General features: G+C 73.4%; 17 protein-coding genes, 1 pseudogene and 1 CRISPR repeat array. Of the genes and pseudogenes, 9 read left to right on the top strand and 9 right to left on the bottom strand.

Annotated elements, in window-relative coordinates; translation table 11 throughout:
- Nucleotides 1–215: 215 nt before the first annotated feature.
- Nucleotides 216–1247: a DUF2690 domain-containing protein gene (locus tag OHA55_RS13035; protein ID WP_266705938.1), complete on the bottom strand. Its 1032-nt coding sequence runs from the start codon at nt 1245–1247 to the stop codon at nt 216–218.
- A gap of 292 nt (nt 1248–1539) precedes the next feature.
- Here OHA55_RS13035 and OHA55_RS13030 point away from each other — a divergent pair, with 292 nt between their 5' ends.
- Both OHA55_RS13030 and OHA55_RS13025 read left to right on the top strand, forming a co-directional pair.
- A complete protein-coding gene (locus OHA55_RS13030) occupies nt 1540–2685 on the top strand; it encodes a peptidoglycan-binding protein (protein WP_266705936.1) in 1146 nt (381 codons plus the stop codon).
- Between the two features lie 99 nt (nt 2686–2784).
- On the top strand, nt 2785–3210 hold the full coding sequence (locus tag OHA55_RS13025) for a RidA family protein (RefSeq protein ID WP_266705934.1): 426 nt from the start codon (nt 2785–2787) through the stop codon (nt 3208–3210).
- A gap of 76 nt (nt 3211–3286) precedes the next feature.
- Here OHA55_RS13025 and OHA55_RS13020 read toward each other — a convergent pair whose 3' ends face one another.
- The gene (locus OHA55_RS13020; RefSeq protein WP_266705932.1) at nt 3287–4513 is read right to left on the bottom strand and encodes a cysteine desulfurase-like protein; all 1227 of its coding nucleotides are present in this window, start codon (nt 4511–4513) and stop codon (nt 3287–3289) included.
- 195 nt (nt 4514–4708) lie between these two features.
- Between OHA55_RS13020 and OHA55_RS13015 the strand changes: the two genes are divergently transcribed.
- On the top strand, nt 4709–5410 hold the full coding sequence (locus OHA55_RS13015) for a chloramphenicol phosphotransferase CPT family protein (protein WP_266705930.1): 702 nt from the start codon (nt 4709–4711) through the stop codon (nt 5408–5410).
- Between the two features lie 104 nt (nt 5411–5514).
- On the opposite strand, the gene OHA55_RS13010 is transcribed toward OHA55_RS13015, so the two are convergent.
- From OHA55_RS13010 to OHA55_RS13000, 3 genes are all read right to left on the bottom strand, one after another.
- Nucleotides 5515–6183: an HAD family phosphatase gene (locus OHA55_RS13010; RefSeq protein WP_266705928.1), complete on the bottom strand. Its 669-nt coding sequence runs from the start codon at nt 6181–6183 to the stop codon at nt 5515–5517.
- Nucleotides 6184–6260: 77 nt separating this feature from the next.
- Nucleotides 6261–7670 (bottom strand): FAD-binding oxidoreductase, encoded by a 1410-nt coding sequence (locus tag OHA55_RS13005; protein WP_266705925.1) that lies wholly within the window; start codon nt 7668–7670, stop codon nt 6261–6263.
- A 150-nt stretch (nt 7671–7820) separates the two neighbouring features.
- Nucleotides 7821–8528, bottom strand: a complete 708-nt coding sequence (locus tag OHA55_RS13000) for a rhomboid-like protein (protein WP_266705923.1) — start codon at nt 8526–8528, stop codon at nt 7821–7823.
- A gap of 35 nt (nt 8529–8563) precedes the next feature.
- Here OHA55_RS13000 and OHA55_RS12995 point away from each other — a divergent pair, with 35 nt between their 5' ends.
- The 3 genes from OHA55_RS12995 (at nt 8564) to OHA55_RS12985 (ending at nt 14446) form a co-directional block, all read left to right on the top strand.
- Nucleotides 8564–9544 carry an aminoglycoside phosphotransferase family protein gene (locus tag OHA55_RS12995; RefSeq protein WP_266705921.1) on the top strand — a complete coding sequence of 327 codons (981 nt, stop codon included), beginning with the start codon at nt 8564–8566 and terminating at the stop codon, nt 9542–9544.
- A gap of 269 nt (nt 9545–9813) precedes the next feature.
- The gene (locus OHA55_RS12990; protein ID WP_266705919.1) at nt 9814–13062 is read left to right on the top strand and encodes a TIM-barrel domain-containing protein; all 3249 of its coding nucleotides are present in this window, start codon (nt 9814–9816) and stop codon (nt 13060–13062) included.
- Nucleotides 13063–13459: 397 nt separating this feature from the next.
- Nucleotides 13460–13915: direct repeats of the CRISPR family, unit length 29 nt; unit sequence GTGCTCCCCGCGCGTGCGGGGATGGTCCC.
- A 51-nt stretch (nt 13916–13966) separates the two neighbouring features.
- Entirely contained in the window at nt 13967–14446 is a 480-nt protein-coding gene (locus OHA55_RS12985) for a GNAT family N-acetyltransferase (RefSeq protein ID WP_266705917.1), read from the top strand.
- A 38-nt stretch (nt 14447–14484) separates the two neighbouring features.
- Here the strand turns inward: OHA55_RS12985 and OHA55_RS12980 are convergent.
- Nucleotides 14485–14595 (bottom strand): annotated as a pseudogene (locus tag OHA55_RS12980) (deaminase); the annotation flags it as partial.
- A 58-nt stretch (nt 14596–14653) separates the two neighbouring features.
- On the opposite strand from OHA55_RS12980, the gene OHA55_RS12975 reads away from it, so the two are divergent.
- Together OHA55_RS12975 and OHA55_RS12970 are read left to right on the top strand one after the other, a co-directional pair.
- A complete protein-coding gene (locus OHA55_RS12975) occupies nt 14654–15268 on the top strand; it encodes a bifunctional 2-polyprenyl-6-hydroxyphenol methylase/3-demethylubiquinol 3-O-methyltransferase UbiG (RefSeq protein ID WP_266705915.1) in 615 nt (204 codons plus the stop codon).
- A 206-nt stretch (nt 15269–15474) separates the two neighbouring features.
- A complete protein-coding gene (locus OHA55_RS12970; protein WP_266710611.1) occupies nt 15475–16122 on the top strand; it encodes a pentapeptide repeat-containing protein in 648 nt (215 codons plus the stop codon).
- Between the two features lie 74 nt (nt 16123–16196).
- On the opposite strand, the gene OHA55_RS12965 is transcribed toward OHA55_RS12970, so the two are convergent.
- The 3 genes from OHA55_RS12965 to OHA55_RS12955 all read right to left on the bottom strand — a co-directional run bounded on the left by OHA55_RS12965 (nt 16197) and on the right by OHA55_RS12955 (nt 18952).
- Nucleotides 16197–16694, bottom strand: a complete 498-nt coding sequence (locus OHA55_RS12965; RefSeq protein ID WP_266705913.1) for a hypothetical protein — start codon at nt 16692–16694, stop codon at nt 16197–16199.
- A gap of 108 nt (nt 16695–16802) precedes the next feature.
- Nucleotides 16803–17504, bottom strand: a complete 702-nt coding sequence (locus OHA55_RS12960) for a response regulator transcription factor (RefSeq protein WP_266705911.1) — start codon at nt 17502–17504, stop codon at nt 16803–16805.
- Complete coding sequence (locus OHA55_RS12955; RefSeq protein ID WP_266705909.1) at nt 17501–18952, bottom strand: sensor histidine kinase; 1452 nt, start codon at nt 18950–18952, stop codon at nt 17501–17503. Before OHA55_RS12955 ends, OHA55_RS12960 begins: the two co-directional genes overlap by 4 nt.
- Nucleotides 18953–19230: 278 nt before the next feature.
- On the opposite strand from OHA55_RS12955, the gene OHA55_RS12950 reads away from it, so the two are divergent.
- Nucleotides 19231–19857 (top strand): heme-binding protein, encoded by a 627-nt coding sequence (locus OHA55_RS12950; RefSeq protein WP_266705907.1) that lies wholly within the window; start codon nt 19231–19233, stop codon nt 19855–19857.
- Nucleotides 19858–19869 lie beyond the last annotated feature (12 nt).

Here is a 19869-nt window from a genome sequence, read left to right as displayed (position 1 = left end):
CTTCCAGCAGCGGTGCGTAGACGTGGTTCAGCAGGAGGCCGGCGACCTCCCTCCGCAGGTCTCCGATCTCGTCGTCCTCGTGCTCTTCGCTCACCGGGCTACTCATTCACCCAGTGTGGGCACTTCCGCATGCCGCGGCTTCGCGATCCCGGGGCACCCCGGTCCCGCGGCCCACCGCCCCGCCACCCCTCGCCCCGGTCCGCCGCCGATCGTCGTCAGGGCCGGGTGACGGGTGAGGCGGCCTTGGTGGCGCAGACGGTGCCCCGGCCCTCCACGATGGCGCAGGCGCGGACGACGGAGAGGTCGACCACGTGCGCCATGGGGGTATGGGCGTCCTTTCCGTCCCGCTGGCGGTACTCCTGCGCGCTCTCCTCGTCGTGGGAGAGGGTGAGCATGATCCGGTCTCCGGGCGAGCCGCCCTGCATCTTGGCCCAGGCCGCCTGGCACGACGGGCTGTAGCGGAGTTCCACGAGCACGCCGTAGCGGCGGCCGGTGAAAGCGGTTACGGCGTCCCCCGCGCAGACGCTCCCCTTCGGCTCCACCGAGGTGCACGAGTCACCGCGGCACGTGACGGGCGGCGAGGGCTTGGCGGCCGTCGCGGGGGCCGTCGCCCCCGTTCCGGCCAACGCCCCCGCCCCGGCCAACGCCCCCGTACCGGCCAACGCCCCCGTCCCGGCTTCCGCGCCCGCCGCCGGGGCCAGTTCCGTACCGCCGGACGGCGCGGAGCCCGCGAAGTGCTGGGCCAGGAACACCAGTCCGAGGAGGGCCGTCAGCCCGCAGACGGCGAGGAGCGACCGGGCTGCCGTCCTCCTCCGGCCGGTTCCCGCCTTCGGTGCCTCCGCCATCTTCGCCACGTCCGCCTGCGGCTCGGCGGGCGGTGCGGGAGGCGTTACGGGCACGGTCGGCACGGTCGGCACGGCCGCCACCGGTACCGGGGCCCGGTTGCGTTCCGTTTCCGCCCGCCGGTGCAGGACGAGGGCCTCGGTGAGCTGGGTGTCGCCGCTCACCGGATCGGCCTCCCGGTTACGGAGTCGCCAGAGCGCACGGATCACCTCGGTGGTCGGCAGGCTGGTGCCGGACTCCCAGCGCGAGACGGTCGGTTGTCTGGTCCCCAGTTTCCTGGCGACCACGGACTGACTCCGGTTGCTCTCCTCGCGCCACCGTTTGAGGACCTGCCCCAGCTCGACGCCTGCGGGCGTCGAGGGTTCCGGGCTGGTGTCGGCGTCGTCGGGCGGCTGGGGGTCCACCGGTCGCTCCCTCCGTCGGGTCGGCTGTCATGCCGGTCTGCCATGTCGATGTCGTGTCGCGAGGGATCTCGCGCGATCTGAAGTACCAGGTCAGACCCCATGCACGAGGTCCGTGTATATGCGTGTATGACCGGTACCGCGCACAGCGTAGATCCGCCCCGGCCGGTGGTTCACAGTGGTGGCGAGCCGGTGAGGACCTCCCGGCCGCCCCCCTCCCGAGAAGTCCGTGGCGGAGCCATGTCCTGGCCGTCACGGGCCCGTTCGGAGACATGACACGAAAGGGCTAACCCTCATGAACGCGAAGAACCCGAGGAACCTGAAGGACCCGAAGAACCCGAGGAACCTGAAGGACCCGAAGAACCCGAGGAGCGTGCTGACGCACCCCGCCAACCTGCGGGCCGTCGCCGTCACCGCCGTGGCCGCGGGCCTTCTCTCCTTGCTGGGCGTGGCCGCGCCCGCCGGTACCGCATCCGCCCAGGCTTTCGGTACGACAGCTCCGGCGCGGCACGGCGCGTTGGTGTCGGGGATCGTCCACCCCGAGGCGAAGGGGGCCGGCGTCTCGCACGCCGGTCAGTGGCCGACGCTGCGCTCCGGGAGCCGTGGGACGGCCGTGACCGCCGTGCAGCATCTGCTGAGTGCGCACGGGCACGCGGTGAGGGCGGACGGGGTGTTCGGCGCGCGCAGCACGGCCGCGGTGAAGGGGTTCCAGCGGCAGCGTCAGCTGCGCGCGGACGGTGTGGTCGGGGCGGACACCTGGCGGGCGCTGGCCGTCACCGTGAGGTCGGGCAGCCGGGGGCACGCCGTCACGGCGGCGCAGGTCCTGCTGGGCGCGCGGGGGCACGCGGTGAAGGCGGACGGGGTGTTCGGCTCTCGTACCGTGGCCGCGGTGAAGGGGTTCCAGCGGCAGCGGCAGCGGCAGTTGCACGTGGACGGTGTGGTCGGGGCCGACACGTGGAGGAACCTGGCCGCCGGGCCGGTTGGCGGGGCACCCGCGGAGCGCGGGTACGTGCTGCGCTTCGCCAGGAACTGGACGAAGTCCCAGAACTCGAAGCTCTCCCTCTACCGCGACGGACGGCTCGTGAAGAGCTACCGTGCGGGCTCCGGCTCGGGCAGCACCGACGAGTGCGCCAAGGGCAAGGGTTGGCTGCCCGCGGGTACGTACAAGGTGCTCGGGCACCAGACCAACCGCGACACCAGGATCAAGGGGTACGCGATCCGCCTGCAGGACAAGGTCTGCCACCCGGAGCGGGGCCGGAAGGCGGTGCTGCGCGGCGATCTGTTCATCCACAGCAACATGACGAAGGACGGCGCGAGCCGCTGGCGGGGCAACTACGCGTCCGAGGGGTGCGTGAAGCTTTCGCCCAACGACATCAGGGACCTGTTCTCCCGCCTGAACTCGGCCCACTGGCCGAAGAACCTGACCCTCCGGGTCGGCTGACACCGTCGCCACCGCGCCGCCCCTTCCGGTTCGTGCCGGAGGGGGCGGCGCAGCGCAGGGTGGTGCGACGGAGCGTCAGGCTTCGGGGAAGATTCCGGTATGGACAACACGAACACGCACCTCACGCACATCGCCGCCCCGGAGGGAGTCCTGCCCGCCGTGGGCTACACGCACGTCGTCACCGGCGTCGGGCAGTGGGTCGCGATCTCCGGCCAGGTCGCCCTGGACGAGGCGGGCGAGGTCGTCGGCCCCGGTGACGCCGACGCGCAGGCACGGCAGGTCTTCGCGAACCTGAACCGCTGCCTCGAGGCGGCCGGGGGGACGTTCGCGGACGTCGTCAAGCTGACCTACTTCGTCACCGACGTCGCGCACCTGCCCGCCGTCCGCGCCGTGCGCGACCTCTACGTCGACGTGGAGCGCCGGCCCGCCAGCTCGGCGGTACAGGTGGTCGCCCTGTACCGGCCCGAACTGGTCATGGAGGTCGAGGCGTTCGCGGTGATCCCGACCGGCCGCGTGCGGGGGTAGGAGCTGCCCCGACCGACCGCGTGCGGGGGTAGGAGCTGCCTCGACCGACCGCGTGCGGCGGTAGGAGCTGCCCCGCTCAGTCCCCCTGGGCGGGGGTGGTGGTGAGGTAGTCGGCCAGGGCGTCGAGCAGCAGGTCGACGTCCTCCTCGCTGCTGTACGGCGCCAGGCCGACGCGCAGGCCGCCCCCGTCGCCGAGGCCGAGGTGGCGGGAGGCCTCCAGGGCGTAGAACGAGCCGGCGGGGGCGTCGACGCCGCGTGCGGCCAGGTGGCGCGAGGCGTCGGCCGCCGAGCGGCCCGGGAAGGTGAGCAGCAGCGTCGGGGTGCGCAGGGCGGCCCGGGAGTGGACGGTGACGCCGTCGAGTGCCGCGAGTCCGGTCTCGATGCGTACGCGCAGGGCGTCCTCGTGGGCCTCGATCGCCTCGAAGGCGGCGGTCAGGCGCTCACGGCGGGAGCCGGTGGCCGAGGCCGGTGCCAGCGTGGCGAGGAAGTCCACGGCTGCGCGGGACGCGGTCAGCAACTCGTACGGCAGGGTGCCCAGTTCGAAGCGTTCCGGGACGGCGTCGGTCGACGGGAGCAGCTTGTCGGGGTGGAGGGTCTCCAGCAGTTCGGGGCGGCTCGCGAGGACGCCGTGGTGCGGGCCGAGGAACTTGTACGGCGAGCAGACCAGGAAGTCCGCGCCGAGGGCGGCGAGGTCGACCGGGGCGTGCGCCGCGAGGTGGACCGCGTCCACGTGCAGCAGGGCGCCCGCGTCGTGCACGAGTCGGGCGATCGCGGGCAGGTGGGGGCGGGTGCCGGTGAGGTTGGAAGCGCCGGTGACGGCGACCAGCCGGGTCCGGTCGCCGATGGCGTCAGCGACATGACGCACGGTCAGTTCGCTGGTTTCCGGATCGAAATCGGCCCAGCGGACTGTCGCGCCCACGGCTTCGGCGGCCTGGATCCACGGGCGGATGTTGGAGTCGTGGTCGAGGCGGCTGACGACGATCTCGTCGCCCGGGCCCCAGCCCTTGGCGAGGGTGCGCGCGAGGTCGTAGGTGAGCTGGGTGGAGCTGCGCCCGAAGACGATGCCGCGCGGGTCCGCTCCCAGCAGGTCCGCGAGCGCGGAGCGGGCGCCGGTGACGATGGCCTCGGCGTTGCGCTCGCCCTCGTTCTGGACGCCCCTTACGGCGAGGGGGTGGGCCAGCGCGTCGACGATGGCGTCGATCACCGGCTGCGGGGTCTGCGTGCCCCCGGGGGCGTCGAAGCGCGCCGAGCCGGACTTCAGGGCGGGGATCTGCGCGCGGACCGCGTGGACGTCGTAGGACATGCGTGCTCCGGAGAGGTGGGCGGCGGGCCCCAGGGCCCGGAGGCGGCGTACGGATGCCACCCCGGACACCGATAGTGCCTGGTGGTGGGAGGTGACCGCGCGCCCGGGGCGGGCCCGATGCTCCCGGAGGGCCGGTGCGGCTGGGAGCATGACGGACGCGCGGCGGTCCGAGGATCCGAGGAGAGGCAGGCACCCATGAGAACCGGCAGCGGACCCGTGGACACGAGCGGGCCCCCAACACCCGGTGCACCCGGCGCGAGTGTCGTGCTCGGAGACGGTCCCGTGCGGGCCGGCGCGCCCGGGGACGACCCCGCGCACGCCGTGGTGCCGCCCACCCCGGCGGGCGGCACGGTCGTGCTGCTCAACGGCACCTCCAGTTCGGGCAAGTCGAGCATCGCCCGGGAGCTCATGGCGACCCTTGAGGGGAGCTGGTTCCACCTGGCGGTGGACGCGTTCCACGCGATGCGAGGCGGAAGCGCCCTGCCGGAGGAAGAGCTCCAGGCCGAGATCGACCGGACGGTCAAGGGGTTCCACCGTGCGGTGGCCGGTATGGCCGCCGCGGGGAACAACGTGGTGGTCGACCATCCGCTCAGCCGCCGCTGGCGGCTGCTCGACCTGCTCACGCTGCTGGTGCCGCAGGACACCGTGCTCGTGGCGGTCCGCTGCCCACTGCCGGAACTGGAGCGCAGGGAGGGGGCGCGGGGGGACCGGCCGCAGGGGCTGGCGGCGCTGCAGTTCCCGCTCGTGCACGCGCACGGCCCGCATGATCTCGACCTCGAAACGGCGGAGTTGGACCCCGGTGAGTGCGCCCGGCGCATCCGGGAGTTCCTGCGGGACCGCCCGCGCCCCACGGCGTTCGAAGCGCTCCGGCACACCTATCCGCAGACGCCCGCCTGACGGCGCGTTCCCCCCCCCCGTTCCCCCCGTTCCCCCCGATCTCCTCGTTCCCCCGGCGCGTCCGCCGGGCGGAGTACGGACGCGCACGCCCGTGCGGAGCCCGTTCAGCCCGCTGCGGCGGCGGCCAGCAGCCCCGGCAGAGCGCGCATGTCGTCGAAGACGACCGTGCCGGGGCCTTCGAGGCGGGCCGCCGGGGTGAGGCCGCCGCTGTAGCCGAAGGCCCGCATACCGGCGGCGCGGGCCGCGGCGACCCCGTACGCACTGTCCTCGATCACCGCGCACCGTGCGGGGTCGGCCCCCAGGGTGCGGGCCGCGTGCAGGAAGAGGTCGGGGGCGGGCTTGCCCCGGGCGACGTCGGCGGCGCTGAAGACGCGGCCCTCGAAGTGGTGGCTCAGCGCGGTCGTGGTCAGGCTGCGGCGGATGGAGCGGTGGGAGCCGTTGGAGGCGAGGCAGTAGGGGACGGTGAGCGCGGCCAGTACCTCGGGGATGCCGTCCACGGGGGTCAGTTCGGCGAGCGCGGCGCGGTACAGGTGGGCGTACGGCGCATCCCAGTCGTGGCCCAGGGGCCGGCCGAGCCGCTCCTCGATCGCGGCCCGCAGCACCTCCGTGGAGGAGCCCACGAACCGTTCGACGATCTCCGCCTCGGTGAACGGCGCCCCCAGCTCCGCCATGACGAAGGCGTCCACCGTGACGTAGATGCGCTCGCTGTCCACCAGGACGCCGTCGCAGTCGAAGATCACCAGTTCGAAGGGGGTGGCGCGGTTCGCGGTCATGGCGGCAGCGTAGGGCTGGGGGGCGCGGTGCGGAAGCGTGTTCACGCCACCCCGCCGTCGCCCCGCAGCGCCGTTCCTCAGTGCCGCCCCGCGATCCGGTCCGCCACCCGGGCCAGCGGGTCGGAGTCCGCGCGCGAGGACGATGTCTCCCGGCGGTCGGCGGCCCGGTAGGCGGCGTACATGCCGTGGACGCCGAGCCAGCGCAGCGGTTCGGGTTCCCAGCGGCGTACCCGGTGGTTCACCCACGGCAGGGCGGTCAGCCCGGTCGGGCCGGCCTGCCCGGAGTCCTGCTGGATCAGGTCGCGCAGGGTGCGGGCGGCGAGGTTGGCGGTGGCGACGCCGGAGCCGACGTAGCCGCCCGCCCAGCCGAGGCCGGTGGAGCGGTCCAGGGTGACCGTCGCGCACCAGTCGCGCGGCACGCCGAGCACCCCCGACCAGGCGTGGTCGACGGCGACCCCGGCGGCGGCGGGGAAGAAGCGGACGAGGAGGTCGCGCAGCGCCTCGACCGTGCCGGGGGCCGTGCGCCCGTCGGTGTCGGTCTTCGAGCCGAAGCGGTACGGGACGCCGCGCCCGCCGAGCGCGATCCGGTCGTCGGCGGTGCGCTGGGCGTACATGTAGGCGTGCGCCATGTCGCCGAGGGTCTCGCGGCCCTCCCAGCCGAGGGTGTCCCAGAGGGCGGCCGGCAGGGGTTCGGTGACGATCATCGAGGAGTTCATCGGGAGCCAGGTGCGCCGGTGGCCCTTGACGCTCGCGGTGAACCCTTCGGTGCAGCGCAGGATGTACGGGGCGCGGACCGTGCCGTACGGGGTGACGGCGTGCTTGGGCCGGATCTCGGTGACCGGGGTCGACTCGTGGACGGTGACGCCGAGCGCCTCGACGGCCGCCGCGAGCCCGGTGACCAGTTTCGCGGGGTGGAGGCGGGCGCCGTGCGGGGTCCAGGTGGAGCCGACCGCACCGTTGACCTTGATCCGTTCGGCGGTCTCGCGGGCGCCGCGCAGCACCCGGTCCCGCTCGCCGAAGGCGATCTCGACGGAGTGGTAGTCCTTGAGCCGGGCGAGCTGCGCCGGGGTGTACGCGACTTCGAGGACGCCGCCCCGGTGGATGTCGGCGTCGATCTTCTCCTCGGCGGCGACCCGGACGACCTCGCCGACCGTGTCGTTCATGGCCCGTTGGAGCCGGACCGCCGCGTCGTGACCGTGCAGCTTGGCGTAGCGGTCGCGGCCCGCGACGCCGTTGTAGAGCCAGCCGCCGTTGCGGCCGGAGGCTCCGTAACCGCAGAACTTGGCTTCCAGCACGGTGATGTTGAGGAAGGGGACGGCCTTCTTCAGGTAGTACGCCGTCCAGAGCCCGGTGTAACCGCCGCCGACGATGCACACGTCGGCGTGGGTGTCGCCGGGCAGGGGCTCGCGGGGGGCGGGGATGCCCGCCCGCGCGAACCAGAACGATATGCCGCCGTTGACGGTTCCGGCGGTTCTGCCGCTGCTCATGCTGCCTCTGCTGTCCGGTGCGTCGGGGAGATCCGGTGCGGTGGGGTGACCGGGGCATCGGGGAGATCCGGTGCGTTGGGGCGACGCGTAGGGATGACCGGCGCGTCGGCGGACAGCATTCATGGGGAAAGTGCCGCCCGTTGCGGGAGATTACTGGGCCGCGGCCCGTCCCGTCTCGCGGGGCCGCCGTCCACCCGGCGCACGTACGGGGTGCGTTGGGCGTCCCGCCCGGGGTCGGGGCCTGCGGGTCAGCGGGTAGCAGGCCAGTCCGGCGAGGGCCGCCGCGAAGCGGCCGAGGTCGGTCACGTCGGGTCCGGCGCCCAGCGGGACCCCGCAGAAGACGAGGACGGCGAAGGCGTACGCGTAACGCCAGACGCGCGGCAGCCGGTAGGTGAGCACCGCGGCGATCCCCGCGATCCCCTGATCGGTGGCGTACACGAGGGAGTCGGTCGCGGAGAGCGGTGCGTGCCCGTGCCGTACCGCCCAGAGCAGTACGGCCTCCGCGAGCAGCCCGGCGGGTACGTACGCGACGGCCACCACCGCGCACCACCGCCACGTTCCCAGCCAGTGTTCGGCGGGCGCGTGGAGGAGGGTGAAGAGCACCGCGCAGAGCGCCCAGTGTCCGCCCTGCGGAAGCCAGAGCAGACCGGCGAGGAACACGCGGAACGGCCGGTCCACGAGGACGTGCGGGTCGGTGGGTGCGGGCACCCGGACGAGCTCCTCGGCCGCGGGCAGCAGCGGACCCAGCAGGTGGGTGGTGACGAGGAGGACCGTCAACCAGAGGTACGTGCCCGGGGCCCGGGCCATCCAGCCGCCGATCGCGGAGGCGACGGCTGTTGCCGGGCGGTTTCGCTCCATGGTCCCGATTGACGCACGGCCCTACGATCGGGGGCGTGATCGACATCCCGGAAGAGCTGATCGCCACCCAGACCATGTTCAACGGGGCGGCCGGCAGGGCGTTCACCGACGCCCTGCCGGAGCTGGCCGCCCGCTACGTGCGGGAGTGGGGGCTGCGCGTCGACGGCCCGCCGATGTACGGGATGTGCGCGCTGGTCCTCCCGGTGGTCCGGGACGGCTCCCCGGGCGAAGACGCCCTGGGCGAGGGCGTCCCGGGCGGAGGCGTCCCGGGCGAGGGCGTCCCGGCCGGCCTTCCGGCGGCGCTGAAACTCCAGCTGCTGGACGAGGAGTCGGCGGGCGAGGCGCTCGCGCTGCGGGTCTGGGGCGAGGCGGGGGCAGGGACGGTCGCGCTGCTCGACCACGACCCGGTGACCGGCGCGATGCTGCTGGAGCGCCTGGACGAGAACCGGCCGCTGTCGGCGCTCCCCGACGTCCATGAGGCGGTGGGCGTCCTCGCGCAGGCGCTGGCCCGGCTGGTGGCCGTACCCGCGCCGCGGGGGCTGCGCACGCTGGCGGACATGGCGGCGCGGATGCTGGCGGAGGCGCCCCGCGCCCTGCCCCTGCTCGCCGACGACCAGGAGCGGCGGCTGGTCGCGGACTGCGCGGCGGCACTGCGCGAGGTGGCCGGCGAACCGGGGGACCGGCTGCTCCACTGGGATCTGCACTACGACAACGTCCTGGCCGGCCGCCCCGGTACGGAACGCGCCCATGAGTGGGTCGCGTTGGACCCCAAGCCCCTCGCCGGCGACCCCGGGTTCGAGCTCTTCCCGGCCCTGGACAACCGCTTCGACGCGGCGGACGTCCTCTGGCGCTTCGACGCCCTCAGCGAGGCGCTCGGTCCCGGTTACGACCGTGAGCGGGCCCGCGCCTGGACGCTGGGCCGGGTCCTCCAGAACGTGCTCTGGCGCAGCAGGTCCGGCGCGCACACCCTCGCCCCGGACCACGCCGAGATCGCCCGGCGGCTGCTCGGTCGGTGACGGTGAGTCATCAACCCTCAACTCTCCCCGCCTCCCGGGGTGGTCGCCGAAGGCCTGGTCGCCCCGGCTGCCCACGTGCGGCAGACGGTGCAGCGTTATGGACACCGCGCGAGAGCCCGTGTTCTCCTGCATCCCGAGTGTCTGTTTGCAACGTGGGAAAGACGTGGAGAACGTAGCCGACGCGGCGGGGACGAGTCGCGAACCGGCGTACAAATGAACGGAGTTGCGCTGTGGAAGCCGCATCGAAGAGCCGTGCCGGAAGTCAACGCGTGCGCCGGAGAGCGGGTACGGTCGCCGCCCTGGCCGTGGCCGCCTCGACGACTCTGACCGGCGCGGGAACCGCCACCGCCGGCGGGAACCACGCGGTCCGGATACCGACCGTCACCTCCGGGGGTGCCCGCTTCGAGATCCTCTCGCCGACCCTGGTCCGTACCGAGTACGCGGGCGACGGCAAGTTCACCGACGCGCCGACCTTCAACGCGATCGGGCGGGACGGGTTCACCCCGGCCTCCTACACCGCGCGGACGAAGGACGGCTGGCTGACCATCCGGACGAGCGGGATGACCCTGCGCTACCGGGTCGGCTCCGGGCCGTTCGACGCCGAGAACCTCTCCGTCCAACTCGACGCGGGTACACGGCCGGTGACCGCCGCCCCGTGGCAGCGGCTCGTCTGCGCGCTCGGCGCGCTGTGCGAGGCGGAGGACCTCCGGCTCGAAGGGCTCGGCACCGCGTCCGACCATCGCGACCACACCGGCGCGGCCTTCGCCGCGGGCTTCGAGGCGACCGGCAGTTCGGTCTCCACTGACATCGATGTCAGTGCCGACGGTGCCTACCGGTTCGCTCTGCGTTACGCCAACGCCCAGGGTGGCGACGGCAAGACGGAGACCCGCACGCTCTCGCTCTCCGTCGACGGCGGCGCCCCGCAGAAGGTCGAGCTGCCCGCCACCGGGAGCTGGGACACCTGGGCCAAGGCCACCGCGCAGCTGAAGCTCACCAAGGGCCAGCACACGGTGGCGCTGACCCGGACCGCCTCGGACTCCGGTTCGGTGAACGTCGACAGCGTCGCCCTGTTGGCGGCCGACGACGACTCGTACCCCTCCGCCGCCACCACCGCCATCAAGGACTGTCTCTACGGCACGAGTTGCGAGGCGGAGTCGGCCCGGCTGGCGGGCAGCGCCACCGGAGCCCTGGACCACCAGGGGTACGCGGGCAACGGTTTCGTCGCCGAGCTCAACCAGAACTCCGGCCTGACCACGCACGTGGTCGGCGTCCCCGCGGACGGCGTCTACACGCTCCGGGTGCGGTACGCCAACGGCCAGGGCGGCGACGGCCTCCACCAGGCCCGTACCGCCTCCGTGGTGACCACCGGGTCGGCGGCCGGGTCCACCCCGTCGACCGCCACCCTGGAACTCCCCGCCACCAAGGACTGGGACGACTGGCAGACGGCCTCCGTCCCCGTCACCCTCAAGGCGGGCGCCAATGACCTCACCCTCGGCTGCCCCGACGGCGGCAGCTGCCACATCAACGCGGACACCCTCTCCGTGGCCTCCCCGAAGTCGGCCGCACCGCAGCCTCACCTCGCGCTCGGCGGCTACCGCCGCGGCCTGGACGGCGTGAACGGCGACAACGCGGCCCCCGTCACCACACCGGGCCTGCTCAGCCAGGACGGCTGGTACCTGCTGGACGACTCACCGTCCGCCCTGTACGACACCGGGGCGAAGAAGGTGACCCCCCGCCCCACCCACGGCGGAGCTCCCTACCAGGACGGTTACGTCTTCGGCTACGGCCACGACTACAAGCAGGGCCTGACCGACCTGGCCACCCTGACCGGCCCGCCGGCGCTGCTGCCCACCTGGGCCTACGGCGTCTGGTACTCCGAGTACATCGACCGTACGGCCGCCGACTACCAGAACACGATCCTGCCCGCCTTCCGTAAGGAGGGTGTGCCCCTCGACGTGCTGGTGACCGACACCGACTTCAAGGCCGTCGACACCTGGCGCGGTTGGGAGATCGACGAGAACAAGTTCCCCGACGCCAAGGGGTTCTTCGACTGGTCCGACAGCCAGGGCCTGCACAACACCCTCAACACGCACCCGAGCATCCAGGGTTCCGACCCCCAGTTCGCCCAGGCGCAGGCCACCGCCAAGGGCAAGCTCGCCAAGGGCGCCTGCGGAAGCGACTGCTACACCTTCGACTTCGGCGACGCCGACCAGCTCAAGGCCTACATGGACCTGCACCGGACCATGGACGAGCAGGGCGTCGACTTCTGGTGGCTCGACTGGTGCTGCGACTCCTCGCAGTCCTCGCTGCAGGGCGTGACGCCCGACGCGTGGATCAACCAGAGTTACGCCGACGACTCCGCCCGGGCCATCGGCCGCGGCTTCGTCATGTCCCGCGCCTACGGCTCTCTCCAGGCCGGCGGATACAGCGGCCAGCAGGCCCTGCCGACCGGGCCGTGGGCGGACAAGCGCACCACCCTCCACTTCACCGGTGACACCCTCTCCACCTGGGGCACGCTGCGCTTCGAGGTCGGCTACACCCCGGGCGAGTCTGCGGCGACCGGCATGGCCTCCATCACCCACGACATCGGCGGCCACGTCGACACGGCGGGTCTCGCCGGTTCGGAGAAGGGCACCAACAAGCTCCCCGACGACCTGTACGCCCGCTGGGTCCAGCTCGGCACCTTCCAGCCCGTCGACCGCCTGCACAGCAACCACAGCGACCGGCTGCCCTGGCAGTACGGCCCGGCGGCCCGCAAGTCGGCCGACGCCTTCCTCAACCTCCGCGAGAACCTGGTGCCTTACACCTACACCCTCGCCGAGGAAGCGAACCGGACCGGCGTACCGATCGTCCGCCCGACCTACCTGGAGTACCCCGAGGAGCCGACGGCCTACGCGGCGGCCGACAGCGAGTACTTCTACGGCTCCGACGTCCTGGTCGCTCCGGTGACCACGCCGGGCGAGAGCGCCACCACCTCGGTCTGGTTCCCGCCGGGCAGCCAGTGGACGGACTACTTCACCGGCAAGACCTACCAGGGCGGCACCACGCAGGACGTGGCCACCACCCTCGACACGATGCCCGTCTTCATCAAGTCCGGCGGCATCATGCCCACCCGCACCACGAATGTCACCGACAACGACCGCAACCCGCTGACCGACGTGACCCTCTCCATCGCCGCAGGCGCCTCCGGCTCGTACAAGCTCTACGAGGACGACGGCACCACCACGACGAAGGACCGGAACGCCACCACGGCCGTCTCCTACAAGGAGAAGGGCTCGGGCAAGGACACGCTCAAGACCGTGTCCATCGCCGCGGCCAAGGGCTCGTACAAGGGCCAGGTCAAGAACCGCCGCTGGACCCTCTCCCTCCTGGGCACCACCCACGCCCCCACCGAGGTCACCGCCCACGGCAAGCGCCTCTCCCGCGATGCGTACCACTGGGACAGCGCCACGGGCACCCTCACCGTCACCCTTCCCAGCCAGTCCGTGCACTCGGCGGTCACGGTGACCGTGCGGTAGCGCCCCGCGCGTAGCGGCCCGACCGGAACACGGGCGGCCCCGCGCCCCACGGACGACGAACGCCCCGGCGTTCCGTCGTCACGGTGGGCGCGGGGCCGTTGCCGTTGTTGCTGTCGCTGTTCCGCGGGGCGGCGGCATACGGCGGGGGTCTGGTCCGGCCCGTACTCCCGTATTCCCGTACTCCCGTACTCCCGTACTTTGCTTCCCTGTAGCGGGAGTTGCGGGCCCGGGCGTCTCGCATGCGGGAGACTGGGGGCGGTTGTTGGGGCGGGGCTCTGCGGTGCGCGGGGCCGAGGATGCCTGGCGGACGCGATTGGGTGGAATGGTTGATATGTCGGAGTCGGTGAAGTTGGCCGATTCCGGGTCCTCGGCGCGATGAACCCGCAGGTCAGAAAGAGTGCTCCCCGCGCGTGCGGGGATGGTCCCGAGTAGCCGCCGTACTTCACGGCGACGTACAGGTGCTCCCCGCGCGTGCGGGGATGGTCCCTCGGCGGGGACCACGTACGGCTCACCCTGGTTGTGCTCCCCGCGCGTGCGGGGATGGTCCCCCCCGGCCCGCCGCTCCCCGGAAAGGACCCGCGTGCTCCCCGCGCGTGCGGGGATGGTCCCTCGCCAAGCTCGCCGTCTCGAACGCTCAGAAGGTGCTCCCCGCGCGTGCGGGGATGGTCCCCGGGCGGACAGCGCGCGCCCGGGCGGGACGTCGTGCTCCCCGCGCGTGCGGGGATGGTCCCCGGGCGGACAGCGCGCGCCCGGGCGGGACGTCGTGCTCCCCGCGCGTGCGGGGATGGTCCCTCCCGGAGCTAGCCTCTGACGTCACCTGCTTCGTGCTCCCCGCGCGCGCGGGGCTGCTTCCCCCGCCCTCCCAGGCACCCACCCCGCCACCCGCCGCGTCTACGCTGCCCCCATGATTCGTAACGCCACCGCAGCAGACGTCCCCGCCATCCACGCCATGGTTCGTGAGCTGGCCGCATACGAGAAGGCGCTCGACGAGGCGCAGGCGACCGAGGAGCAGCTGCACGAGGCGCTCTTCGGTGAGCGGCCGGCTGCTTACGCCCACATCGCTGTCTCCGACGAGGACGGCGAGACGGTCGGGTTCGCGCTGTGGTTCCTCAACTTCTCGACGTGGCGCGGTGTCCACGGCATCTACCTCGAAGATCTCTACGTGCGCCCCGAGCGTCGCGGGGGCGGCCACGGCAAGGCGTTGCTGACCGAGCTCGCCCGTATCTGCGTGGACCGTGGCTACGGCCGTCTGGAGTGGTCGGTGCTCAACTGGAACACCCCGTCCATCGGCTTCTACGAGTCCCTGGGTGCCCGCCCGCAGGACGAGTGGACCGTGTACCGGCTGACCGACGAGGCGCTGGGCCGGCTGGGCGGGGCGCGGTAGGCCAGACGGGGTCGCGGATCGGCCACCTCCGGAAATCCGGGCCGGCTCGCGGTGGCCCCGGCCCAGGCGGAGAGGCGGTCGGGTTCGACGTGACCGAAGGGCCGTTCCAGGGGCTGGTCCTCACCGGCGGCGATACGGTCGCTCGACACGAGGAGAACTCGTCACGGCATGCGGGTCGGTCGGCGCGGGCGAGGGAGTGGAGTGGGAGTGGCTGGTCTCAACAGCGGTGCGAGCACGTCGGGTTACGCCGAGGCGGCCGAGGTGCTGGTGGAGCAGTACGAGAGTGTGACCTTCGCCGATGTGCACGGCGAGGCGTTGGCGCTGTATCCCGAACGGCCCAGTTCGGTGCTGGACATCGGGGCGGGGAGCGGGCGGGACGCTGCCGCGCTGTCGGCGCTCGGGCACACGGTGGTGGCGGTGGAGCCGACGGCCGAACTGCGGGAGCGGGGGCGGGTGATCCACGCGGCGCGGCCGGTCGAGTGGCTGGACGACGAGCTGCCGGAGCTGCGGGCGGTACGGGCGTCGGGGCGGCGGTTCGACCTGGTGCTGCTGACCGCCGTGTGGATGCATCTGGACGAGGACGAGCGTGCGGCGGGGATGGAGACGCTGGGGCGGGTGACGGCCCCCGGGGGGCTGGTGGTGCTGACCCTGCGGCACGGGCCCGTACCGGCGGGCCGGCGGATGTTCGACGTTTCCGTCGACGAGACGGTCGGGCTGGCCCGGGAGCAGGGCCTCAGCGCGGTGCACCTCAGCGGGCGGGCGGATCTGCACGGCCGCTCCGGCGTGCGCTGGTCCACCGTGGGGCTGCGCCGCGCGCCCTGACCCAGCCGCGCGCCCCGGCCCAGCCGAGCGCTCCGACCCGGCAGGGCCTGCCCGTACGGGGCCGGAGGCCACCCGCGCGGGCTGTCGGTCGCGTACGCCACGATGGGCCCATGGCAGCGAGCGTGGGTAGTAACAGCGGCAGCAGCAGCGGTAGGAACAGCAGCAGGGGCAGCGCCGGGAAGAGCGCCACCGGCAGGCGCAAGGAGATCGCGGCGGCGCGGCGGCCGGAGGTGCGGCTGCCGCCGCTCGTTCCGTACGAGGACGCCGAGCTGGAGGCGGACGGCGACTACGACGGGCTGCGGTTCTCCTCCGTGGACCTCGCCGGCCAGTCGGGGCGCGGTGCGCGGTTCATGGACTGTGCGCTGGACGGCTGCGCGCTGGACCGTACGGAGCTGGTGCGCGCCCGCTTCCTCGACTCGGTGCTGACCGGCGTACGGGGCGTGGCCACCGAGCTGGCCGAGGCGTCGCTGCGCGACGTGGAGATCGTGGACGCGCGCCTCGGCGGGGTGCAGATGCACGGGGCGGTGCTGGAACGGGTGCTGGTCCGTGGCGGGAAGATCGACTACCTGAATCTGCGCGGGGCCAGGCTCACCGACGTCGTCTTCGAGGGGTGCGTGCTCTCCGAGCCGGACTTCGCGGATGCCCGTCTGGTGCGGGTGGAGTTCCGTGACTGCGTGCTGCGGCGGGCTGACTTCACCAACGTCACCATGGACTCGGTGGATCTGCGGCCCGCCGCCGAGCTGGACATCGCGCGGGGTGTGGAACGGCTGGCGGGCGCGGTGATCAGTCCGGTGCAGCTGATGGAGCTGGCCCCGGCGTTCGCGGCGCAGATCGGGGTCCGGGTGGAGCCGTGAGCCGTGAGCCGTGAGGAGTGAGCCGTGAGGTGCACCCGCCGGACCGCCTCCCTCCGGAGGCCGGAGGCCGGAGGTCAGACGCGGGGGAAGCGCGCCTGGAGGTCCCAGATCACCGGGTTGTCGGCGAGACCGTCGTGCATGTCGGAGAGGTCGGCGATCAGGTCCTGGAGGAAGTCGCGGGCCTCGCGGCGCAGCAGGGAGTGCGTGAAGGTGAGCGGCGGCTCGTCGGCGTCCATCCAGTCGGCCTCGACGTCCACCCAGCCGAACCGGCGTGCGAAGAGCATGCGGTCGGTGGACTCGGTGAAGTCCAGCTCGGCGAACTGCTCCTTGTTCGAGCGGTTGCCGCGCGGGTCCCGGTCGATCTGCTCGACGATGTCGCAGAGTGCCCACGCGAAGTCGAGCACCGGCACCCATCCCCAGGCTGTGGATACTTCGCGGTCCGCCTTGGTGTCCGCGAGGTACACGTCCCCGGAGAACAGGTCGTGGCGCAGCGCGTGGACGTCCGCGCGGCGGTAGTCGGTCTGCGGAGGGTCGGGGAAGCGACGCGAGAGGGAGTAGCCGATGTCGAGCACGGTTCGATGGTGTCATGCCGGGAGCGGGCGGCGGGACGGTCCCGGGACCCGGCCTCAGTGACCTGCGGCACCGGCCGCCCCCGTTGGTCCGGCAGGTGTTCAGGGCGTTCAGGGCAGCAGGCGTTGCTCGTTGGCCCTGGCGACCGCTCCGGCACGGGTTTCGACGCCCAGCTTGTCGTAGATGCGCCCCAGGTGGGTCTTGACCGTGGCCTCGCTGATGAAGAGCGCGCGGGCGATGTCCCGGTTGCCGAGCCCCCGGGCGAGCTGCCCGAGGATGTCCCGCTCGCGGTCGGTGAGCGCGGGCGGCGGGGTGCGCAGCCGGGCCATCATCCGGTCCGCGACGGGCGGCGAGAGCGTGGTGCGGCCCTCGGCGGCGGCCCGGATCGCGGCGAACAGTTCCTCGGGGCGCTCCGCCTTCAGCAGATAGCCGGTGGCGCCGGCCCCGATCGCCCGCGTGATGTCGGCGTCGGTGTCGTACGTCGTGAGGACGAGCACGTGGGGCCCTCGGGCGTCTCCCGTACGGTCTCCGAGGCCGTCTGCCGGACCGTGGGCGTCCGGTCTGCGGGCGCCCGCCGCCGCTGCGGCGGTGATCCGGCGGGTGGCTTCGACGCCGTCGATGCCGGGCCCGAGCTGGAGGTCCATGAGGACGACGTCCGGGTCCAGTCGGGCGGCCAGCACCACGGCCTCCTCGCCGCTGCCGGCCTCGCCGACGACGTCGAGGTCCGGTTCGCTGCCGAGGAGGGCGAGCAGCCCGGCGCGGACGACGGCGTGATCGTCGCAGACCAGGACGCGTACGGTGCGGCGGGTCATACGGGCTCCTCGGGGGTGGCGGTGGGCAGCGGGATCTCCGCCGACAGGACGGTGCCCTCGCCGGGGGCCGATTCGACGGTCAGTCGTCCGCCGAGCTGGCGTACCCGGGCGCGCATCGCGGGAAGCCCGTGGCCCCGGCCGGTCGCGGTGGGGCGCTGCTCCCCGCCCGGTGCCACGGGGCCTGCGGCGAATCCTCGGCCGTCGTCCGCCACGTCGAGGACCACCCGGTCGTCCAGGTGGGTCAGGGTGAGGGCGGCGGTGGTGGCACCGGCGTGCTCGGCGACGTTGGCGAGCGCGCCTTGGGCGATGCGCAGCAGCGCCGACTGCACCCGGTCCGGGAGCGGGTGACGCGCGGTGCCCTCCACGTGGCAGCGCACGGTGGGCCCGCCGGTCGCGCCGGCCCGTGCGGCGAGCGCGCGGAGGGCGGCCTCCAGCCCTTCGCCCTCCGCGAGGTCGGCGGGTGCCAGGTCGTGGACGAAGCGGCGGGCCTCCGCGAGGCTGCGGGCGGCGATGCCGGTCGCCGTACGGACATGGGCGCGGGCGGTGTCCGGTTCGGTGTCCCAGGTGCGGTCGGCGGCCTGGAGCAGCATCTGCTGGCTGGAGAGGCCCTGCGCGAGGGTGTCGTGGATCTCCATGGAGAGCCGCTGGCGTTCGGCGAGGGTGCCTTCGCGGCGTTCGGTCGCGGCGAGTTCGCGCCGCGTGCGGACCAGGTCCTCGATGAGTTCGCGTTGGCGTACGGCGAGTTCCTGCTGGCGGTCGGCCTGGCGGCGCGTGTGGACGAGGACGGCGGTCGCCACGGCCGCGACGGCGGGTGGCGCCAGCACCAGGTTCGGGTCGAAGCCGGTGGCCAGCCGCAGTTGCGCGGCCACCACGAACGCGGTGAGCAGGGTGACCAGGACGAGCGCGGCGCGGGGCGGGAGCAGCCGCAGCCCGGTGGAGAAGAGCGGTACGGCGCACCAGGCGAAGCTCGGCGCGAGGACGACCAGCACCATCCAGACGGCGACGAGCCCCGCGAGCCAGGCGAACCGGCGCGGGGTGGGCCGCGAGCCGAGCACCGGGCCGAGGGCGTAGACGACGGCGAGCGCGGCGGACAGCCCGATGACCCACGGGGTACGGGCCTCGCCGGGGTGGCGCATCAGGAACCGGGCGAGCGAGGCGCCCAGCAGCAGGAAGAACGCGGCGTGCAGCAGCAGCGCCAGCCATCGCGCGTCGGGGTCCGGCGTGCGGGCACCGGAAGGGTCGGGCGTGCGGGCGCCGAAGAGGGCGGGCGTGCGGGCACCGGAGAGGGCGGGCGTGCGGGCACCGGAAGGGCCGGGCGTGCGGGCACCGGAAGGGCCGGGCGTGCGGGCACCGGAGAGGGCGGGCGGCCGGGCACCGGAAGGGGCGGGCGGGCGCGGGGCTTCCGGCGCTCGCCCTGGACCGGTTCTCCGCCGCCGCGGCAGCCGCACCTCGTACCCGCCTCGCGTTCGATGTCGTCGTGCTCGCGGCCGTACGGCGGGCTCCGCCGCGCATGCCGTGAGCTGGGCGGATGCGCCCGTGCCTTCTCCATGGTGGCCCGGCCGGGCCACCTCCGCATCAACCGATCGGCCGACGGGAGAGTCCGCCGGACCGCCCCGGATCCCGAGCCGGTACGACGACCGTACGGGCCGGGTGGCGGCCGGAGCATCGATACCGGAGCGCCACCGCCGACCGGCCGGGCGCCGCACCGAACCCGGAGGAACCCGCCATGAACGTCACTCCCCCCGCCGCCACCGCCACCCCCTCGGCCCCCGCTTCCACCCCCGCCGGCCGCAGGTTCTCGCTGCGGGCCCGGGTCCTGACCGGCGCGGTGGCCGTCGCCGCACTGGGCGCGGGTACGTTCGGCGCGGTCTCCGCCAGTGCCTCGGCGCCCGCCTCGTCGCCCTCTTCGGCCCCGGCCGCCGTCTCGGCCGCCACCGCGAACCGGAACCTCCAGCAGACGACCCACCTCACGGTGGCCGCCGCCACGAAGGCCGCGCAGGCCGTGCTCGACGCCGCGCAGAAGGAGAACCAGCGCGTCTCGGTCGCGGTCGTCGACCGCGACGGCAACACGATCGTCAGCCTGCGCGGCGACGGCGCCGGTCCGCAGTCCCCGGAGTCCGCCGAGAAGAAGGCGTACACCGCGGTCTCCTGGAACGCCCCGACCTCCGAGCTGGTCGGGCGCCTGGACCAGGCCCCGAACCTGAAGGACATCCCCGGCACCCTCTTCCTCGCGGGCGGCGCCCCGGTCCAGGTCAAGGGCGCTCCCGTCGCGGCGGTCGGCGTCGCGGGCGCCCCGAGCGGAGACCTCGACGAGAAGTTCGCCCGCGCGGGGGTCGCCGCCCTCGCCCGGTGACCGCACCTGGTC

This window comes from Streptomyces sp. NBC_00102 (assembly GCF_026343115.1).
GTDB lineage: Bacteria > Actinomycetota > Actinomycetes > Streptomycetales > Streptomycetaceae > Streptomyces.
The sequence above is the reverse complement of the archived record's forward strand: the minus strand, read 5'-3'. Positions and strand labels throughout refer to the sequence as shown.

Coding starts and splice junctions, on each gene's coding strand:
- OHA55_RS12985 (WP_266705917.1), top strand. CDS start 13,967: ATGATTCGTAACGCCACCGCAGCAGACGTCCCCGCCATCCACGCCATG.
- OHA55_RS13025 (WP_266705934.1), top strand. CDS start 2,785: ATGGACAACACGAACACGCACCTCACGCACATCGCCGCCCCGGAGGGA.
- OHA55_RS13005 (WP_266705925.1), bottom strand. CDS start 7,670: ATGAGCAGCGGCAGAACCGCCGGAACCGTCAACGGCGGCATATCGTTC.
- OHA55_RS13030 (WP_266705936.1), top strand. CDS start 1,540: ATGAACGCGAAGAACCCGAGGAACCTGAAGGACCCGAAGAACCCGAGG.
- OHA55_RS12950 (WP_266705907.1), top strand. CDS start 19,231: ATGAACGTCACTCCCCCCGCCGCCACCGCCACCCCCTCGGCCCCCGCT.
- OHA55_RS12960 (WP_266705911.1), bottom strand. CDS start 17,504: ATGACCCGCCGCACCGTACGCGTCCTGGTCTGCGACGATCACGCCGTC.
- OHA55_RS13000 (WP_266705923.1), bottom strand. CDS start 8,528: ATGGAGCGAAACCGCCCGGCAACAGCCGTCGCCTCCGCGATCGGCGGC.
- OHA55_RS13010 (WP_266705928.1), bottom strand. CDS start 6,183: ATGACCGCGAACCGCGCCACCCCCTTCGAACTGGTGATCTTCGACTGC.
- OHA55_RS13015 (WP_266705930.1), top strand. CDS start 4,709: ATGAGAACCGGCAGCGGACCCGTGGACACGAGCGGGCCCCCAACACCC.
- OHA55_RS13020 (WP_266705932.1), bottom strand. CDS start 4,513: ATGTCCTACGACGTCCACGCGGTCCGCGCGCAGATCCCCGCCCTGAAG.